Genomic DNA, 20718 nt, shown 5'->3' with positions numbered 1-20718 from the left:
CTTCACTTATTATGAGAAAAAAGGAAGTGATGATGGGAAAATTAACCAAAAGAACAAATAATCACAAATAAAAATAAAAGGAGACAGAAAGATGAACAACAGTCTTAGAAAAATATCGCAAGATTTGCGTGCGTTTGCAAAAAGAACAAAAGATTTCAAGTATACAGAATCTGCGTTAATCACATTCTTGATGACAGGTCTTGTTTTTTCTGCAAGCATAAGTTTGGCTACAACACAAGATACGGGTATAAAAAACCAAGTAAACCAAATAAACACTTCAATTGGTCAAATCCGTACAGATTTTAAAAGAGCCAGAAAGGAAAACAACAAGCTAGTTAAAGATACAAACCTTGAACTGACAAAATTAATGGAACAAGGAGATCACGTAGTAAAATCCCCTTGGAGCAGCTGGCAGTTCGGAATAAACGAATTTTATAACGACTGGGGAAGCACTTACAAAGGAAAAGGGAACAAAGTTAGCAACATAATCTACCAAAGAGACAAATCACTAAAAAAATACATAGCAAAACCAGTAGATGAAAAAACTGCCAACAACACAACAACCCTAAGATTTGCTTATGAACCAAACGCTGAAATACCAATAAGCGCATCAATCACACCAAAATCAATATCAAAAGTAAATCCAAATATTAAAAAGAATGTAACGATTACTGGGTTGCCATCATTTGAGCCAAGGGTGGTTAAAGAGCCGTTAGCTCCTGAAGTAGCAGTACCTGTGATTCCAGAAGAACCTAATTTTACGATTTCGGCAACCTCAAATGGGAATAATACTGGTCCAGCTTTTGATGAACCAAATGACGAAAGAGTTATGGATGGTGTAGCTATTACAGGAGGAGATTTTTATATAAAAAGGAACAATGCAAATAGTTGGACATATTATTATAAAAACTATACAGGAAAAAACGCATGGTATAATGGGCCAGTAATAGCTAATGGAGTATCAATAACTGCTGGATCACCATTACCATCTTCAAATAGAGGAAGTAGTACTTCACCAGTAACAGTATCCCCTATGTATAATGGTTTTCAAAGATTAGTTGGTAATGATTTAAAAGCTGCGACAATGTTGTCTAATGGAAAGTTTAATTATTCAAGAACAGGAAATAATAGCGCTAGTGGAATTTTAGGAGAATTTGCTCATTTAGATTTGCATGGTGGAGCAGATGTTAATGATCAATTAGCAGGTCTAAAATCAGCAACAAATGGATTACCTAATGAAAATTTAATTTTAAATTCTTATGCTGATGCATTGTCTAAGATTAATTCAACTTATACTACAGCTTCAGTATTTAGTGGAACTGGAAATTCTTTAACAGCAACAACTGCAGGATCAAATGCACAAACCTGGATAAATAGTGGAACTATAATAGGAGAAGGTTCAAACTTGTCAATAACAAATAGCTATGATCATGATAGACGAAATCATCATAGAGCAGTAGTAATAAATACAGGAGATATAACCTTGCAGCCGTATGAAGAAAATTCGACGAAATATGAAGCATTTAATGCTGGATTTGTCGTTTCTGATAATGTAGCTTATCATAGTCCTCATAATGATAATAGTGATCCAAGACAACAAACATTGTACAATTCTGGAAATATGAATTCTTATACAAAAACAACAGCTATGTTCTTTTTAGATTCTTCAGTGCCTCGTCCTATAGTTCTTATAAATAGAGGGAAAATTAAAATGTTTGGTGAAAGCTCGGTAGGAGTTTATGTTAAAAGATCTGAAAATTTAGAGTTATCATTTACAGGAAAAACAGATGGTACAAGTATTAATAGTGGAACGGATTATAATCCGGTAGAATTATTTGGAGACAAAAATATAGGTCTTTTTATTCCTAACCAAGCTGCAAGTAGCAATGTAAAAGGGACATTTGCTGTAAATATTGGAGATACTGCAGGAACATCCAATACGTTATTTTCTAGTACATCTACTCAAGGAACACCTATAACTAATTATGATATAAATTCAACGAATGGAAGAACTACGACAGTTAAAAACTATTCAAAGAATTCATATATTACTAAAAAAATAGAAAATACGGATATTCAAGGTTCAGTAGGTATTTATTCATACGGAAGTTTAGATTTACAAGGACATCAAATTAGAATATATGACAAGACAGATGGAAATGTAGGAGTATATTCAGCAAATAGTAGTGCTGTTTATAATCTTGGAGATGGAACTATGCTTTTAGAGAGAGGTAAGAATAATACAGCCATTGCAGTAGGTGTAAATAAAGGGAAAGTGATATCAAAGAGTGAAATAACTCTTACTGATGGAGTAGGAAATGTTGGTATATATGCAGCAGCTGCCGGATCTAAGAGAACAGGCGCAACTCCGACTGAAACAGTAACAGCTAAAAGTATAACTTCAACAGGCACAGTAAATTCAATAGGAATTTATGCTGATAAAGGGGCTTATGTAGAACTATCAGATGGTATGAGTATGAAAAATGCAAGTGTTTCAAATGATCCAATAAAGTCAGTTACAGATACTAGTGGTGAAAAATTTGGTGGAGAAAATTCTGGAGCAGTTTATGCAACAGGAAGTAATACAAAGGTAGTAATTGACCAGGCAAATAAGCAAACCTCTGAAAATATAGATATAAATGGTAAAGAAATTGTAGAAATAAGTTCTGCAGATGGAAGCAAGAAGAAAACAGGAGATTATGCAGGATTTGGATTATATGCTGATGGTGGTGCGATAATTGAGGCAAAAAATAATTATGTTAAAGTAACGAATGGTGGAACAGCAGTGGCTTCTACAGGTTCCTCATCAGAAGTTAATTTAAATCAAGGTACAGTAGAATATGATGGAAAAGGTTATGCACTTTATTCAAAAAATGGAGGACAGATTAAATTAACAAATGGAAAACTAATACTAAAAGGAGAAGCAACAGGATTTTCGGTAGATGCTTCTGTTTCTCCATCTTCACAACCAGTAAAATTAACAGGATCAACAGTTGATATGCAATCAGATGATGCAATATTGATGAGTATAAAAAATGCAAATAGTTTAAAAACAACAGGAATTGCTGCAACATTGTTAGGATATTCTGGACTTAATCCAACAGATGTTTCTAGCAGCAATGGAAAGAATTATTATAAAATAGCAGTTTTAGATAAATCAAAAATTGATATTGATGGTGCTGGTATTGATAAATCTGATGCAACTACAGGATCAGATAGTGAGGTGTTTACGAGAAGATTACTTATTCAAAATTCAATTTTAGATGTAAGTTCAAAAGTAATGGCTCATTTAAATAAATCACAAATTACAGCTATTGATAGTAATTTGACAGTTCCTGTCGGATTGGCTGTAAGTGCAAGTGAAAATTCCATAGATACAACAACAACAGGAGTAAATGTCAAAAACGGAGCCACAATAACAGTAGACAGAACAGACAGCGGAAATGGTGGAGTTGGAGCTTATGTAAACTACGGAAGAGTACATAATGAAGGAAAGATTGAAGTTGAAAAGCTAACACCGAATGACCATGCAGTAGGAATTTACGCTACAAATGGAACAGAAGTAAATAATGACACTACTGGAACAGTTGACGTTGGTGGTAAAGACAGTATTGGTATTCTTGGGCTTTCTTATAGAATAGACAGTAAAAATAATGTTGTATATGAAAAATTTGGAACAACAGGAACTACAAAAACAGCATTAATTAATGATAAAATTGGAATTGTTGATGTTAAGAATAACGGTAAGATTACTCTTGATGGAGATAATTCTTTAGGAATTTATGCTAAAAATAATTCAGTTGATGCAGCAGGAACAAATGCAGATTATTTGAGAAATGACATTGCTAATACAAAAGCTACTAATAATGGCGAAATTACTATGACAGGTAAGAATGCTATTGGTATGATTATTGAAGGTGGAATTGCAACTAATGATACTAAAGGTAAGATTACTATAAGCGGGCAAGAAGGCGTTGCAATGTATGGAACTGCTATTACAGGAAAAGGAATGACAGGTTATATTCCAAGTAAAATACATTCAGAACTTAATAATAAAGGAACGATTGATCTTGCAGATACAACAACATCTACACCGATAATTGGTATGTTTACAAATGATGCAGATACTGACATATCTACATCAGGAACAATCAATGTTGGTAAGAAATCTTACGGTATTTATGGGGCTTCAAATACAGTAACTATGTCAGGTGGAACAATCAATGTTGGAGATGATGGAGTAGGAATATTTGCTACAGGTTCATCTGATTCAGAAGCAGCATCAGTACATTCAGATGTGGATCTTATAGGTGGAACAATTAATGTTGGTAATAATCAGGCAGTAGGGGTATTTATTGCAGATGATGCGGCACATTCTTTGAAAACAACTGTTCGTAATACTGGAACTAATATGACTGTTGGAACTAATGCATTTGGTTATGTTGTGGATTCAAAGACTGGAACAGAACTTGACCTTGGAGCAAATGGAACAGGGCCTATAAGTAGTCCTTTGACTGCTTCGATTGGAACAGATTCAGTATATGCTTATACAAATGATAAGACTGGTTCAGTATTTAGTAATACTAATATTACAACGACTGGTGGAAAATCTTATGGAATTTATGCGGCTGGAGAAGCTGTAAACTATGGAACTATTGATTTGACTGGCGGTACTGGAAATGTTGGTATTTATTCGACAGGAACAAGTGCATCAGGAGTTGGTGCAACTAACCGTGGAACAATTAATGTTGGTTCAACTAATGTGGCTAGCAAGGAATACGGAATTGGTATGGCAACAGGATATTATAATGAAACTACAGGAGCTATTTCAAATGAAGGGCTTATTGAAAATAGAGGAACAATTAATGTGCTTCACGAAAATTCAATAGGTATGTATGCTGTTGGAAGCGGATCAAAAGCAATAAACCATGGAACAATTGATATTTCAGGTAAGAATGCAACTGGTATGTATATTGACCACGGAGCTGAAGGTATTAACTACGGAACTATTAAGTCAACAGGATCAGCTAAAGGAATCAAAGGGGTTGCTACTGTAAACGGAGGATATATTAAGAACTATGGAACTATTTCGATTACTTCACCTGATGGTATAGGAATTTATCAAGATGCAGCATCTGCACTTTCACAAAAGAATGTTCCAGGAAATGTAAGCGGAACAAAAGCAAATGTATATTCTGCAACTTCTACTGACCAAAAATATATAGTTACTCCTAAAGGAACTTTACTTATTCAAAATCCGCCAAAAACTCCAAGATTGACAATCAATGGAAAAGAAGTGGCACTTGCAGGACTTGATACAAATGTAGCTAGTCCAACACCATCGTATGTAACAGCAGGAGCGACAACTCTTGACTTGTCATTGCCACAATTTGCAGACTTCAAAAATTCTGTTTCAAATGCACAGGCAACAGAATTAGGAATGTATGTTGATACTTCAGGAGTAAATTATACACACCCTATTGAAGGATTAAGTAATTTAGTTGGTCTTGACAACATAAACTTGATTATTGGTACAGAAGCATCTAAATATACTAATGCCAAAGCAATAGAAATAGGTTCAAATATACTTGATCCTTATAACAGCGCAATATCTTCGCTTACTACGACAGGAACAAAATTGAATATTAATTCTGCAGGATTGACTTGGCTTGCTCAACCTTTACAAGGAAAATCAACACCAATTGAAAAATTATATATGATAAAAATACCTTATACTTTCTTTACAAGTGAAAAAGATGAAAATTCATATAATTTCCTTGATGGTCTTGAACAAAGATATGGAGTGGAAGGTTTAGGATCGAGAGAAAGACAAATATTCGACAAACTTAATGGAATAGGTAAAGGTGAAACTGAATTATTTACACAAGCTGTAGATGAAATGAAAGGTCATCAATATTCAAATACTCAACAAAGAATAAATGCTACTGGAAATACTTTGGACAAAGAGTTCAAATATTTAAGAGACGAATGGAGAAATCCATCTAAGCAAAATAACAAGATCAAAGCATTTGGTATGAGAGATGAATACAATACTGATACAGCTGGAGTTATTGACTATACAAGCAATGCTTATGGAGTAGCATATATTCATGAAGATGAAAAAATCAAGATGGGTAACTCTACTGGATGGTATGCTGGAGCAGTAACAAATAGATTTAAGTTCAAAGATATTGGAAAATCAAAAGAAGATCAGACAATGTTAAAATTAGGTGTATTCAAGAGAATGTCACCTAAGAAGGATTATAACGGATCGTTGCAATGGATAGTTTCAGGAGATGTATTTGCAGGAATTAACAATATGAAACGTAAATTCTGGGTAGTAGATGATGTATTTGAAGCAAAATCAAATTATAATTCTTATGGAGCTGCTCTTAAAAACGAGTTAGGTTATGATATAAGAATGAGCGAAAGAACACATTTAAGACCTTACGGATCATTGAAGATGGAATACGGAAGATTTAATAACATAAAAGAAGATTCTGGTCAAATGAGACTTGAAGTTAAAGGAAATGATTACTTCTCAGTTAAACCTGAAGCTGGAGTAGAATTTAAATATGTTCAACCGTTAGCAGTAAGAACTAACTTGACTGTTGGACTTGCAGCTGCTTATGAAGATGAACTTGGAAAACTTCAAAGTGGAAATCAAGCAAGAGTAAGATATACAACAGCAGGATGGTATAATCTTGAAAAAGAAAAAGAAGATAGAAGAGGAAACGGTAAGTTTGATCTTAATATCGGAATTGATAATACAAGATTTGGTGTAACAGTAAACGCTGGATACGACACTAAAGGAAGCAATGTTAGAGGTGGAATAGGATTTAGAGCTATCTACTAGTATTATTTCTTATTAAATTTTAAATTTTTACAAACAGTTAATACTATTTTTTAAATAAGATTTAGTATAAAATAAGCTGTTTTAAAAAAGAAGGGCTGTTTCATAAAGCTAATTTTATGAAGTGCAGCCCTTTTTAATTTAATTTATTAAATAAAACATTTTGATTAACAAAATTATTTATCATATTTTTACAACAAAAAAAGTGTGACAAATAGCACACTTTTTTAAATAATTTTTATTTATTGCTTTTCCCCCACACTTCATCAGCAACTTCCTTAATAAATCTAAGCTTTGCCCATTGCTGTTCTTCCGTAAGATGATTTCCTTCCTCTGTTGAAGCAAATCCACATTGTGGACTTAAATAAAGTCTATCTAGCGGAACATATTTTGATGCTTCTTTTATACGAGCAATCACAGTTTCTTTTTCCTCTAAAGTCGGATTTTTAGAAGTTATAAGCCCCAATACAACTTTTTTATCCCCAGAAACTTTTGCAAGTGATTCAAAAGTTCCAGCTCTTTCGGTATCAAATTCCAAATAATAAGCGTTCACATCTTCTTTTCCAAAAAGTTCATCAGCAATTTTGTCATATCCACCTTGTCCAAACCAAGTCGAAGCATAATTTCCACGGCAAACATGCGTATTAATTACCAAATCTTCTGGATTATTTTGAAATACTCTATTATTTATATTTAAAAATCTTTCTGCAAATTCACGCCTAATAACTTCCTTATCCCTGTCACTTTTTTCAATAAATGAAGCAATAAAGTTGTCATCAACAAGACATCCCCAAGTACAGTCATCAATCTGCAAAGTTCTAAGCCCTTCATTATACAAATCATTTATTACTGTTTTGTAAGTATTTACAATATCATCTTCTAATCCTTTAAAATCAGGATAAACTTTAAAAAGTGCCTCAACATGCTTATCTTCCCTTACTAATTCCGCATAAAACTGTGCTGGAGCTGGTATTGTAAATCTGGCTTCCACACCTTTTTTATCTTTTACCAAATCTCGCAAAAATATAAAATGCTTTACAAACGGATGATTTTTCCCACTAATTTTTCCAGTAACAATCGCAGTATCATCACGAGTTACAACTCCATTAAATTCATATCCCTTATCAGCGTGAATATGTCCAATTCCATTAAATCCCCAGAAGAAATCCAAATGCCAGTAACTTCGTCTAAACTCTCCATCAGTAACACTTGTATATCCAAGTTCAATTTGCTTATCCACAATTTTTTAATTTCTTCATTCTCAATTTTTGTCAATTCTTCCCTGTCAATTTTCCCTTTTTCAAAATCATTTCTAGCCTTTTTCAATCTTTCAGGTCTTAAAAAGCTTCCTACCGTATCATGTCTATGAGGTGCATTTATTGTACACATATTTATCAGCTCCTTTATTTATTATTTATTTATAAATTTATTATATTTTTTACATTTTTTTATTTTTTTTAATAATATTTCTATAATCTACTTTTCACAATTCTTGTAGCTTCAACAAGATTTTCCAAACTTTTTACAGTTTCTGTAATTCCTCTTGTCTTTAATCCGCAATCAGGATTTACCCATAATTTTTCTTTTCCAATTTTTTTAACCATTATTTCTAAAGCTGCTACAATTTCTTCAACCGAAGGTACTCTAGGAGAATGAATATCATAAACTCCAGGACCTACTTCTGTTTCAAAGTTATTTTCTTTTAGGAAATCAAGAATTGTCAATTTTGATCTTGAAGCTTCAAATGTTATAATATCGGCATCCATATTGTCAATGTCTTTTATTATATCTTCAAATTGGCTATAGCACATATGTGTATGAATCTGCGTATCAACTTTTACTCCGCTATGGCAAAGTCTAAATGCCTTCAATCCCCAATCAAGGTATTCTTTATGCCAATCTTCTTTTCTTAACGGTAATTTTTCCCTAAGTGCGGCTTCATCTATCTGAATTATTTTTATTCCTGCTTTTTCTAAATCCAATACTTCTTCTCGTATGGCAAGTCCAATTTGAAATGCCATTTCGCTTAATGATACATCTTCTCTTGGGAATGACCAGTTCAGTATTGTTACAGGCCCTGTAAGCATTCCTTTAACAGGTTTTTCAGTTAATTTTTGAGCATATTCAGAATATAGAACTGAAATTGGTTTTGTTCTTTTCACATCTCCAAAAATTATTGGTGGTTTTACACATCTTGTTCCATAAGACTGAACCCACGCTTTTTCTGTAAATACATATCCTGCTAGATTTTCTCCAAAAAATTCAACCATGTCATTTCTTTCATACTCTCCATGCACAAGCACATCAAGTCCAATTTTTTCCTGCAATTCAATACATTCTTTTATAAAGTTAAACACGTTTTTATCATATTCTTCTTTGCTAATTTCACCTTTTCTAAATTTGCTTCTATTTAGCTTCACTTCCTTTGTTTGCGGAAAAGAACCTATTGTAGTTGTTGCAAGTAAAGGAATATTCAACTCTTCCCTTTGAATTTTTTGTCTTTTCTTTCTTTCTCCCTTTCTTACAAAATCACTATCTTTCAATTTTTTAACCGTATCTCTGACTTCCTTATCTTCCATTCCTTTTTCAGAAGTTATAATTTTTTGATTTTTTACATAAAATTCATTTTCCTGTACTTTTTCCAGCGAATTTTCCCAAAGAACTTGACTCAATTCTCCCAACTCTTTTAATTCTGATAATTTTTCCTCAGCAAACGAGAAATGTCTTAATATATTTTCTGATAATTTTTTTTCATTTCTCAAAGTATAAGGCACATGAAGCAGTGAACAAGATGTCGTTATTACTATATTTTCAACTTTTCCTTTTAAATTATTCAATATATTTAAAATTTTTTTATAGTCACATTTCCAAATATTTTTCCCATTTACAATTCCTGCAAATAATATTTTATCTTTTGGAAATCCCTTTTCAGTTATTAATTTCTCAGTTTGTCTTCCTTCAGCAAAATCAAGACCTATCCCATCAAAATCAAGTTTTGTTATTGTCTTGTAGCAATCTCTCACATCTCCAAAATATGTTTGAAGCAATACTTTTACATCTTTCTTATTCTTCAAAATTTCTGTATAAATTTCTTCAAACAATTTTATATCTTCTTCTGTCTGATCTGTTACTAATTGCGGTTCTTCAATTTGAATCCAATCGATATTTTTTTCATTACATTTTTTCAGCAATTCCACATAAACATTTACAATATCAGTTAAATATTCTTTTTTCTCTTTATTTCCAGTTGTTTTAGCCAATTTATAAAATGTAAATGGTCCAATTACTGACGGATGAGTGTTCACTCCTAATTTTTTAGCTTCCTCAAGTTCATTAAATATCTTATCTGCATTTAATTTAATCTCTGCATAATCATCTAGTTCAGGAACCATATAATGATAATTGGTATTGTACCATTTTCTCATTGAAAGAGCTTTTACATCTCCTTTTTCCCCTTGATAACCTCTCGCAATTGCAAAATATGTATTCAGTTCATTCAATCCTAAATCTTTATAATGTTTTGGAATCGCATTCAATAAAATTATTGTATCCAGTATTCCATCATAAAATGAAAATGTATTTCCCGGAATAAATGAAATTTTTTCTTCCTTCTGTTTTAACCACTGGTCTTTTCTAAGCTTTTCCGCTATTTCCAAAAGTTCATTCTCTGTAATTTCATTTCTCCAATATTTTTCTATCGCAAATTTTAATTCTCTATTCTCCCCAATTCTAGGGTATCCAATAATCGCCGTTTTCATAATTTATCTCCTTTATCTATTTGTTACACTAATAATATTTCTAATTACTTTTGATAAAATTATTATATACAAATATATTATTTCTGTAAAATATATTTATTTTTTAGTTTGTTATAACTTTTATTTATATCAAATTTTTTTATAAAAAAAACTGCACTAAAATTTACAATTCTAATCCAGTCTTTTTTATTTCTCTTTATTTTAGTTTTTTTAATAATATTAAAAACTTTACAAAATTTCCGTATATTTCAAATGCTCCTTCAAAGCCTCAACATAAACTTTCCCATAAACACTAAGTTCAATATTTTTCTGCATTATAATCCCAACTTTCATATACTCATCAACTTCCAGCGGTCTTGCAATAATATTTTCTCCATTTAATTCTTTACTAATTATCCCAGTACTCACAGTATACCCATTAAGCCCAACTGCCAAATTAAACAAAGTCGCCCTGTCCCTAACTTTTATATTTTTATCTCTGTCAATCGTACTAAGTATTTCTTCTGAAAAATAAAACGAATTGTAATCCCCTTGCTCAAACGACAAATACGGATATTCCTTCAAATCCTCAAGGTTAATGCTTTCTTTTTTTGCCAAAGGATGATTAAAACTAATGAAAACATGTGGTTTCGCAGTAAATAATTCGATAAATTTTAGATTATTTCTTTTTATCATTTTCTCAATCACAGTTTTATTTGCCCCAGAAGTATACAAAATCCCAATTTCACTTTTTCTCTTGCTCACATCTTCAATAATTTCATTAGTCTGTGTTTCCCTAAGCGTAAAATCATACTTATTTTCTCCAAACCTCTTAATCACATCTACAAAAGCATTCACCGCAAACGAATAATGCTGAGTTGACACCGAAAATCTTCGAGTTATCTTATTCCCCTTTTTATATTCCTCCTCCAGCAAATTTGTCTGCTCCAAAACTTGCCTTGCATATCCCAAAAATCTATCTCCTTCAAGAGAAACAATAACTCCCTTATTCGTTCTATTAAAAATTGATATATTCATCTCATCTTCCAACTCTTTTATAGCCTTGGTCAGTGCTGGTTGAGAAACAAAAAGCTCTTTTGCAGCATCACTCAATGTCCCTTTTTCAGCGACTGTAACTACATATTTTAACTGCTGTAATGTCATTTTTTTCTCCTTCCATAATTTTTTACTCTAAATTATTCCCATTTAAACTACAAATTGGTTACAAATTTCTTTGCAAGAGATTAAAATACTCTATTAGAAAATAATATAAAATATAATTTCTTTCTTTTATTTAATATTATAAAATAAATTTTATAATATAATAAAAAGCCAGCCTCAATGCCGACTCTTTATTTTGTCAAAAAATATTTATTCTACAACAAAGAGTCAAGAACCCCTTGTTAAATTTATTAATTCATTTCATATTTTCCTATAATTTTTCCAAATATTCCGAAAGCGAAGTAGCTTTACGCCCCAAAACTTTCTCAATGTCAAAAGAAATACCAGATTGTTCACCTTGAGCAATCGCAGTATAAGTCGAAACCCAAGAATCATATTCCCATTGCTCAGCTTTCCAAATTTTACGGCTTTCATAAGCTTCTTCCACAGTTTCATTAATATACTTAATTTCTTTACCAAAATATTCACTCGCAATTTTTACAATCTCATTCATTGTAAGTTCCTCAGGCCCTGTCATATTCAAAGTCTGATTTTCCCATTTCTCCGGATTTTCCAAAATTTTTGCAACAACTTCTGATACATCTGAACGAACTACAACAGAAACTTTACCATTTCCAGCAGGTCCTTTTATCTCTCCGTATTCTCTGCACATGTCCACAAAAAAATCTGCATAAAAATTATCTCTCAAAAATGTATATTTAAATCCATTTTCTTTAATATACTCTTCAGTCGCATAATGATCTCTTCCCAATGTAAACACAGAATTTTTTGAAGCATTATAAAACGAAAGATACACAATGTGCGAAACCTTTGCCATTTTAGCCGCATCAATAAAATCCTTATGCTGCTGAACACGATTAGGATTTTCCGAACCAGATACCATAAAAAGCACATCAATTCCCTCTAGCGATTTCACAGTATCTTCAGATTTATCATAACTCGACTTAAAAACATTAGAAAATCCCATTTTTTCAGCTTTTTCTTTATTTCTAGCCAAGTTTCTAACTTCTATTCCATTTTTCTTACATAATTTTGAAACAATTCCACCTAAGTGTCCCGTCACTCCAGTTACTGCTATTTTAGCCATTTTAATCACTCCTCTTGTTTTCAAGTTCAAATGATTTTTAAATATATTTTTTCAGATTTTCTTTAAATTTTTCTCTGCTAATTTTATTTTCAACAAGTTCAATAACTGCATCTTCCATATCTCTGATATATTCTGTTATTTTTTTATCATATCCATTTTCTATCAAGAAATATGCTCCTACAGCGATAGAAGTTCTTTTATTTCCATCATTAAAAAAGTGATTTTTTGATATACTAAAAATTATGTACTCCAATTTATCCAAAAATTCAGGATAATACAAATCATTTTACACGAAATCGCAAACTTTCTTTAGTCCTAACTTATCTTTATATCCTTTTAATCCACCTGATAATTTTAAAACTTTATTATGTATTTTCAAAATATTAGAAACTTCAAAATATTTAATCATTATTTATCACGCATTCTAATAAATACATCTTTATTTTCTTCCATTTTTTCAAATAAAATATCCATTGAACTTTTTGTTATTTTATTTTTTTCAACAAAATTAGACATTAATTGAAGTAAAACTTCACTTTCACTTTTTCCAGTTTTTTCTACTGCTTTTTTAAATTCATTAATTAATTCATTATTTTTTATTTCTGCCGTATATATCATTTTAATCACCTCTAATTTCTATTTTTTCCAAAAAATTCCCCCACCTTTTATAAAAATTATTTACCCTTTCACAACAACATTAACCAACTTATTAGGCACAACAATCACTTTCACAACTTCTTTTCCATCAATAAATTTCTTAGCCTTTTCTGATTCCAACGCAAGTTTTTCAGCGTCATCTTTTGAAATACCAATTTGAGCCGAAACCATGTCTCTAACTTTTCCGTTTACTTGAATTACTAAATTGAAAGTGTGGTCTTTTGTTAATTCTTCATCATATTTTGGCCATTCTTCTTCAAAAGTAAATGTTTCATTTCCCAAATAAGCCCACAATTCATCAGCTACATGCGGTGCAAATGGTGCGATTAACAAGATTGTTTTTTCCAATACTTCACGCCAGATTTTTTTGCTTTCTGAAGAAATATTGTCTTTGTCAATTACTTCTTGCTTGTAAGTTGTCATGTCGTTTAGCAATTCCATGACAGCTGCAATTGCGGTATTGAAGTGGAAATCATCTTCGATGCTTTCTGTAACTTTTTTAACTGTTTGATGCAATTTCTTTTGAATTTCTTCATCTTTTTGATTTCTATTTTTTAATTCAACTCCATAATGATTTGCTGATTTCGCATTATGGTCAGAAAATTCTGCAGTTCCAGAAACTAATAAATACAATCTGTTTATAAATCTGTATGCTCCTGCAAGTCCGTTCATGTTCCATTCCAATTCTTTTTCAGGCGGTGCAGCAAATAATGTAAACACTCTTGAAGAGTCGGCTCCATATTCTTTCACGATTTCTTCAGGATCAACTCCATTATTTTTCGATTTACTCATTTTTTCTACTTTTGTAACTAATTCTTCTCCTGTTTCAATCGAGAACGCTTTTCCATCTTTAAATTCAGCTTCTCTTGGGAACAAGTATCTTCTCTCATTTTGCGAATAGAATGAAGGCCCTAAAACCATTCCTTGCGTCAACAATTTTTTAAACGGCTCATTTGTATCAACATATCCTAAATCTCTAAGTGATTTATGGAAAAATCTCGCATAAAGCAAGTGCATTACCGCATGTTCAATTCCACCAATATATTGATTTACAGGTGTCCAAGCATCTGCATCCGATTTTTCAAAAGGTTTTTCCGCATTGTGAGAATCCAAATATCTCAAATAGTACCAAGATGAGTCAACGAAAGTATCCATCGTATCAGTTTCTCTTCTACCTTTTTTCCCATTCGGCAAAATCACATCCTTAAACTCTTCCGATGTTTCAAGCGGATTCCCTTTCCCATTAAATTCAATATCAGTAGGAAGTTTTACTGGCAAGTTTTCTTCTTCTTCCAAGTAAATATTCCCATCTTCATCATAAATCACAGGAATCGGAGTTCCCCAATATCTTTGTCTACTAATCAACCAATCATGAAGTCTATAATTTACCGTTTTCTTCCCAAATCCAATTTTTTCCAATTTTTCAGTAATTTTTTCTTTTGCTTCATTACTATTTAATCCGTTAAATTCTTCTGAATTTACCAGTATTCCTGGAACTGTTAAAGCATTTTCCAATTTTTCAACAGAAACTTCTTCTAAATTTCCATTTTTATCAACAGGATTTACAACAATTTTCAAATCCAAGTTATATTTCTTAGCAAATTGAAAATCTCTTTCATCATGTGCAGGTACCGCCATAACAGCTCCTGTCCCATAATCCATCAACACATAATTTGCAACCCACAATTGCACTTTTTCTCCATTTACAGGATTAATCACATAAAGTCCAGAAAAGACTCCTTCTTTTTCCTTATCTTCCGCTGTACGAGCGATTTTATCCTCATTTCTCATCGCTTCAACTTTTTCTCTAATACTAGGATTTTCCTTTAAAATAACTTCCTCAACCAACGGATGTTCTGGTGCAACAGTTGCATAAGTAACTCCATAAAGCGTATCAGGTCTTGTTGTAAACACAGAAATTACAACTTCTCCCTTGTCATTCAATTTCAAATGTGAATTTCCATCATTTTCAAATTTATAATCTAAAATAAAGTCAACTTCAGATCCTGTCGATTTTCCAATCCAGTTTTTTTGCATAGTCAATACTTGTTCAGGCCAATGTCCTCTAAGTTCTTCATGCCCTGTAAGCAATTCTTCAGCATAATCAGTTATTTTAAAGTACCATTGCGACAATTCCTTTTGAATAACATCAGTTTTACTATGTCTCCAGCATTTCCCATCTTCAACTTGTTCATTCGCCAAAACCGTATTACAGTCAGGACACCAGTTTACAAAAGATTTTTTCTTATAAACCAATCCTTTTTTATACATTTCAATAAAGAATTTTTGATTCCATTTGTAATACTCTGGAGTATAAGTACTAAGTTCTCTATCCCAATCATAAGAAAGGCCCATAAGTTTCAACTGTCTTCTCATATTGTCAATGTTCGCTTTAGTCCATTTTCCAGGATGAGCTCCATGATCAATCGCCGCATTTTCCGCAGGTAACCCAAAACTATCCCATCCAAACGGATGCAACACATTAAACCCTTTCATTTTCTTATATCTAGCAATCGCATCACCAATTGCATAATTTCTCAAATGCCCAACATGCAATTTCCCTGACGGATATGCAAACATCTCAAGCACATAATAATTCTCTTTTCCATCGGCTTTATTTTCAGACTTAAAAACATCTTTTTCAGCCCATTTGTCTTGCCATCTTTTCTCGATTTCGTTAGGATTATATTCCTTAATCATTGTTTTTTCTCCTCCACTTTTTCAGTATTTATTTTACAATTTTGGTTTTTAGATTAACTTATAATATCTATTATTTTATCATATTTAATGGATTTTTCAAAAAGTAATTTGATTAAAAAAACTCTATTTCATCCAATGAACTTTCAAATGTATTTACTTTATTGCACATCTTTTCAAGAATTATACTTCCTTTTTGTGATTTCAAACCACAATAACGACAAAGATATTTAAAATTATGATTATTATAAAAAATATCCTCTTTATTCCTTACTTTTATTTCCTCAACACCTCCACTACTACTCTTTGATGCAATTAATACAGGAACGTTATAAATTTTTTTAGGAAAGTCAAAATCTAATATTCTTTTTTCCTTTTCTTTTTCCTCTTTGTAATTTAAATACAACATTTCAAATATAAAGTGCAACAACTTTGCTGATGAATAATATTTTTTTACAAGTTTATTATCTATTGTTTTAGATTTTAATTCAATATGAAATAAAAAATATTTATCATCTTTTAATCTTTTTACAAATAATACATTATCAACTGAACTAATTTCTTTTTTTAAAAATGGCAATAACCTTTTTAAATTTTTATCAACATTATTTATGTCCAAAGTCAATTTCAAGACTTGATATTTGTCTGGATTAAACAAAACTTTTACTTTATGGAGTCTAGTATTTTTTGTTCTTGTATTCTTTTTTTCTTCTAAATATAATTCTTCTTTTATTATTTCTGAAAATGAATTATCAAAATTATTATTTATAAAATCAAACATTTATTCTTCCTCCATTGCAAATAATAATTCTTGATACAAATTATCTATTTCTCCTAAAACTTCATTAAATGTTTCCGTTATTACCCCATCTTCTACAAATTCAGCCTGCTCTATCGTTTTATTATTTAAAAAATAAATATTAACATCTTCCTGTCTTAATCCATAATTTTCTCTATCAATAGAATATTCTTTTATTATTTCATCATCAATTTTATCCTTACATTTTTCAAACATAATCATATTATTCATTTCCTGCGTAATTACTGGACTATGCGTACTAATAACAAATTTCAATCCTTGCTTTGACAAATAATTTATAAGTTTCATTATTTTTCTTTGATTTTCAGGATGTAAATTTAATTCTATCTCATCAATAAAAATTATATCTCTTTCCATTGCAAAATATTTTAAATACAAGTAAAATCCTGTTAATGTTTTTACTGTTGAAGAAACCATTCCTATATCTATTATTTTTTTCTCATTCATTCTAAACATTATGTTACCTTCTAAATCAATTATTACTTCTCCGCCCAATATTTCTTTTAATTCTGTATCTAATTTTTTATAAATATCTAGTTCTGTTAACCCTTTTGAACGATCAGAAATAGAATTTAAAAATTTCACATAATCATTCACAGGTTCAGAATATCTTGAAATTTTTCCTATATTTTCACTGTTTCCCAATTCTAATTCTCTTAAAACATCACTTCTTTCTTCCAATAATTGTTTATAAAATAAAACTGCACCACTTCTTTCAGCAGGAAAAGAGTGAAATTTATAAATTTTTTGAAAAAATTTTATATGTAAAAAATACCCAAATATAATTTGTTTTGCTTCTTCTTCTTCAATTTTCCGATTATATGTTATATATCTTTTCCCTTTATTCTCATCGTAATCTTCCATAAGATATTCTATTTTATCTTCAGATTTCTTTAATTTAATAGTTTTTCTCATCTCTCTAAAATATATTATCATATCGTCATCTAATTTTTTAAATTCTAAAATTTCATCACTTAAATCCACTTCTATTTCAAAGTCCTTAAAAGTATCTTTTGAAGTATGGAAAACTTGAGGAAGAGTATCTTTTATTTCCTTTTGATATTTATTTTCAAAATAATCTTTTATTGTTTCATAATCTGAATCAGATAATCTATCTTTAAACCTGATTCCAATTACTTCATTCATTTTTATATTTTGTCTTTCTCTCACTTTAAAATATGTATACAACAAATTACTCAAATAAGTCTTTCCGGTATTATTCTTCCCAATTATCAAATTAATTCCTTTTAAATCATTAAAATCTATCTCTCCACTTTCAATAGGACCTAAATTTTTAAATTTTATTATCATGAATTTCCTCCTTCCCTAGACTATTGCGTTACTACTAATTTATTTCTTCAACTTCACAACCTTCTTCGATTTTCCCCCAGTTTTCTTACCTAATTTTTCATAAGCCCATTCAACAAACGAACTTGCAGTCAAAAATAAATAATCATTCTCTGTCATTGACAATATAAGTTCATCAGTTGAAAATGGTCTATATCCCATACTGCTTAATTGATTAAGATAAAATTCTCCTCTTTCATTCATCATATCTTTAAAGAATTTTTTCAATCCTTTTACATTTTTCTCAATTTTTTTCAGATAATTTAACGATTTGGTAAATTCTCCCTTTTTAAAATAAAGAACTGAAATCGGAAGCAACATCTGTACTGAATTTTGTCCATTATATTTTTTGTAAAGTTTTAATGCATTTTCTTCATCTTCAAAAAAAGCATAAAGTGACATCAATCTAAATCGGACTCCCATATTGTCATTTTCATTTAATTTTAGTATTTCTTCATATTCTTTAACGGCTTTTTTCATCATTCCATTTTCTACCAAAATATCTGCATAACTTTGTTTTATCCTCATATATGGCCGAGTTTCAACTATTTCCCAGAACTCTCCAATATTTTCTTCATCCATGAAACCTTCCCGCTCCACTATTTCATTTCCATGCTTCAATATTTTTTCCAATCTATTTAACATATCAATAGAATCTTTTGCATCTGTACTAGCTATCAAATATTTGGCATCCAAATTATCCTTATCCATTTTTAATACTTCTTTTGCATATTTTAGCCTTTTACTATCATCCTCTGTTTCAAATGCCATTTCTAAATAGTCATAAATCTTTTCAGAATCACTTTCATCAAAAGAATTATCTTCTTCACCTTTCATTGTACTTTCATTATATTGTCTTTCAAATTCATCTATTAGTTTTTCAATTTCACTTTCGCTCATTTCTTCAGTCGAATGTTCTTCCATAAATTTTTTAAATTGTTTGTATATTTTTTCTATTTCCCTATGCATAATTCCCTATTTCCCTTTCAATAAGTAATCTATTTTAACTCACTAATACCCAAAACTTGGATTTTCAATAACCCATTTCCCATTCTTTTTATTAGCTTCTAAAATTTCTTTTCTTCCTACATATTTTCCATTTTTTGTAATTCGTTCTAATTCTTGATCCATCATTTCTAATTGAATTTCGCCTATTGTTTTAAAATATTTTTTCATAGCTTTTTCATCATTTTGTGAAATTGATTTTTGATATTCTTCCATTGTTTTTCCTGTTTTTTTCTTAAAGGCTTTGTCCATTTTTTCAGCCATTTCTCCAGATCTTTCAATCATCTTATCCATGCTCATTTCATCTGTATTTACAGGAAATCCCAATTTAACTTTTACATATGCTTTTTCTCCATTAATATAATCTATTTTTTCTATATCAATCTTGTAATATTTATACATCGTATCCACCATTTTAGAAAAATAATCCTCTCCCAAAAAAGAACCCATCATTTCTTTCATCTGATTCGACCCATCTTTTTGACTTCCAGCAAAAACTCCATTCATCATTTTATTCATCATTCCAAACATTTCCTCTTTTGAATAAATTCTTCCAACTTCCTTTTCAATTTGAGAATTGTAATCTGAAAGGATACTTTGGTTAATTTTTACAGCTGGTTCTACTTCCACTTGATATTTTTCTTGTGCAAAACTTGACAAACTTAGTAATACAAATAAACTTAAAATTGTTTTTTTCATAATTTCCTCCTGCTTAAACTTAGTATTTAGTCATTCTAAAAATAAAAAAATAAAACAGTGATAGCTTTTGAGTTTTATTTAAATCAGTTTTACTATAAAAAATAAATACTAAATTTAAAATTATTTTTAATTGTTATTCTATGATTTATTATACCTTAATTATTATAAAAATTAAAGAAAAATAATTTCAAGGATGGAGTATAAAAATTATAGGAGAAATGTCTTCAGTTTATTTGTATGAAAAAAATTATTTAGATATGTTTAAAAAAATGGTGCGAGTGACGGGAGTCGAACCCGTACGGCTACTGCCACTACCCTCTGAAAATAGCATGTCTACCAATTCCATCACACTCGCATTAAAATATTAGATATTCTATAAATATTAAAAGATATTAATTTTTTATAATGGTGCGAATGACGAGACTTGAACTCGTACGGCTAAGAGCCACTACCCCCTCAAGATAGCGTGTCTACCAATTCCACCACACTCGCATATAAAAAATCTTTTAATTTAAATTATTAAACTCTAAAAGCATTATACATTCAAAATTTAAAAATGTCAATTAATATTTAAAAATGGACAGAGTAAAAAATATAGGGGCAGCCAAAATAACATAATAAAATATTTTTAGCT

The 20718-nt window shown here is 30.6% G+C and carries 12 protein-coding genes and 2 tRNA genes; 1 reads left to right on the top strand and 13 read right to left on the bottom strand.

Annotated features, from left to right (window positions below; translation table 11 throughout):
- Positions 1–91: 91 nt before the first annotated feature.
- On the top strand, positions 92–6856 hold the full coding sequence (locus ACO409_RS02465) for an autotransporter-associated N-terminal domain-containing protein (protein WP_485554511.1): 6765 nt from the start codon (positions 92–94) through the stop codon (positions 6854–6856).
- A gap of 235 nt (positions 6857–7091) precedes the next feature.
- On the opposite strand, the gene ACO409_RS02460 is transcribed toward ACO409_RS02465, so the two are convergent.
- From ACO409_RS02460 to ACO409_RS02400, 13 genes are all read right to left on the bottom strand, one after another.
- Entirely contained in the window at positions 7092–8093 is a 1002-nt protein-coding gene (locus ACO409_RS02460) for a 5-methyltetrahydropteroyltriglutamate--homocysteine S-methyltransferase (protein ID WP_485554509.1), read from the bottom strand.
- A 229-nt stretch (positions 8094–8322) separates the two neighbouring features.
- Positions 8323–10611 (bottom strand): 5-methyltetrahydropteroyltriglutamate--homocysteine S-methyltransferase, encoded by a 2289-nt coding sequence (gene metE, locus ACO409_RS02455; protein ID WP_485554507.1) that lies wholly within the window; start codon positions 10609–10611, stop codon positions 8323–8325.
- A 228-nt stretch (positions 10612–10839) separates the two neighbouring features.
- Positions 10840–11754 carry a LysR family transcriptional regulator gene (locus ACO409_RS02450; protein WP_485554505.1) on the bottom strand — a complete coding sequence of 305 codons (915 nt, stop codon included), beginning with the start codon at positions 11752–11754 and terminating at the stop codon, positions 10840–10842.
- A gap of 268 nt (positions 11755–12022) precedes the next feature.
- Positions 12023–12859, bottom strand: coding sequence for an SDR family oxidoreductase (locus ACO409_RS02445; RefSeq protein ID WP_485554503.1), 837 nt, complete (start codon positions 12857–12859; stop codon positions 12023–12025).
- Positions 12860–12896: 37 nt separating this feature from the next.
- Positions 12897–13139: a Fic family protein gene (locus ACO409_RS02440; RefSeq protein ID WP_485554501.1), complete on the bottom strand. Its 243-nt coding sequence runs from the start codon at positions 13137–13139 to the stop codon at positions 12897–12899.
- Between the two features lie 128 nt (positions 13140–13267).
- Positions 13268–13477 carry a hypothetical protein gene (locus ACO409_RS02435; RefSeq protein WP_299265424.1) on the bottom strand — a complete coding sequence of 70 codons (210 nt, stop codon included), beginning with the start codon at positions 13475–13477 and terminating at the stop codon, positions 13268–13270.
- Positions 13478–13537: 60 nt separating this feature from the next.
- Positions 13538–16216, bottom strand: coding sequence for a leucine--tRNA ligase (leuS, locus tag ACO409_RS02430; RefSeq protein ID WP_485554499.1), 2679 nt, complete (start codon positions 16214–16216; stop codon positions 13538–13540).
- Positions 16217–16328: 112 nt separating this feature from the next.
- Positions 16329–16994 (bottom strand): hypothetical protein, encoded by a 666-nt coding sequence (locus ACO409_RS02425; protein ID WP_485554497.1) that lies wholly within the window; start codon positions 16992–16994, stop codon positions 16329–16331.
- Entirely contained in the window at positions 16995–18344 is a 1350-nt protein-coding gene (locus tag ACO409_RS02420) for an AAA family ATPase (protein WP_485554495.1), read from the bottom strand. It abuts the gene before it with no gap.
- A gap of 39 nt (positions 18345–18383) precedes the next feature.
- Positions 18384–19349, bottom strand: coding sequence for a tetratricopeptide repeat protein (locus tag ACO409_RS02415; protein WP_485554493.1), 966 nt, complete (start codon positions 19347–19349; stop codon positions 18384–18386).
- A gap of 42 nt (positions 19350–19391) precedes the next feature.
- Positions 19392–20084 (bottom strand): hypothetical protein, encoded by a 693-nt coding sequence (locus ACO409_RS02410; protein WP_485554491.1) that lies wholly within the window; start codon positions 20082–20084, stop codon positions 19392–19394.
- A gap of 270 nt (positions 20085–20354) precedes the next feature.
- Positions 20355–20439, bottom strand: a tRNA-Leu gene (locus ACO409_RS02405).
- A gap of 51 nt (positions 20440–20490) precedes the next feature.
- Positions 20491–20576: transfer RNA gene (locus ACO409_RS02400), tRNA-Leu, on the bottom strand.
- Positions 20577–20718: the final 142 nt, after the last annotated feature.

This window comes from Leptotrichia sp. (genome assembly GCF_057270615.1).
This window is presented reverse-complemented; position numbering and strand designations above follow the sequence as displayed.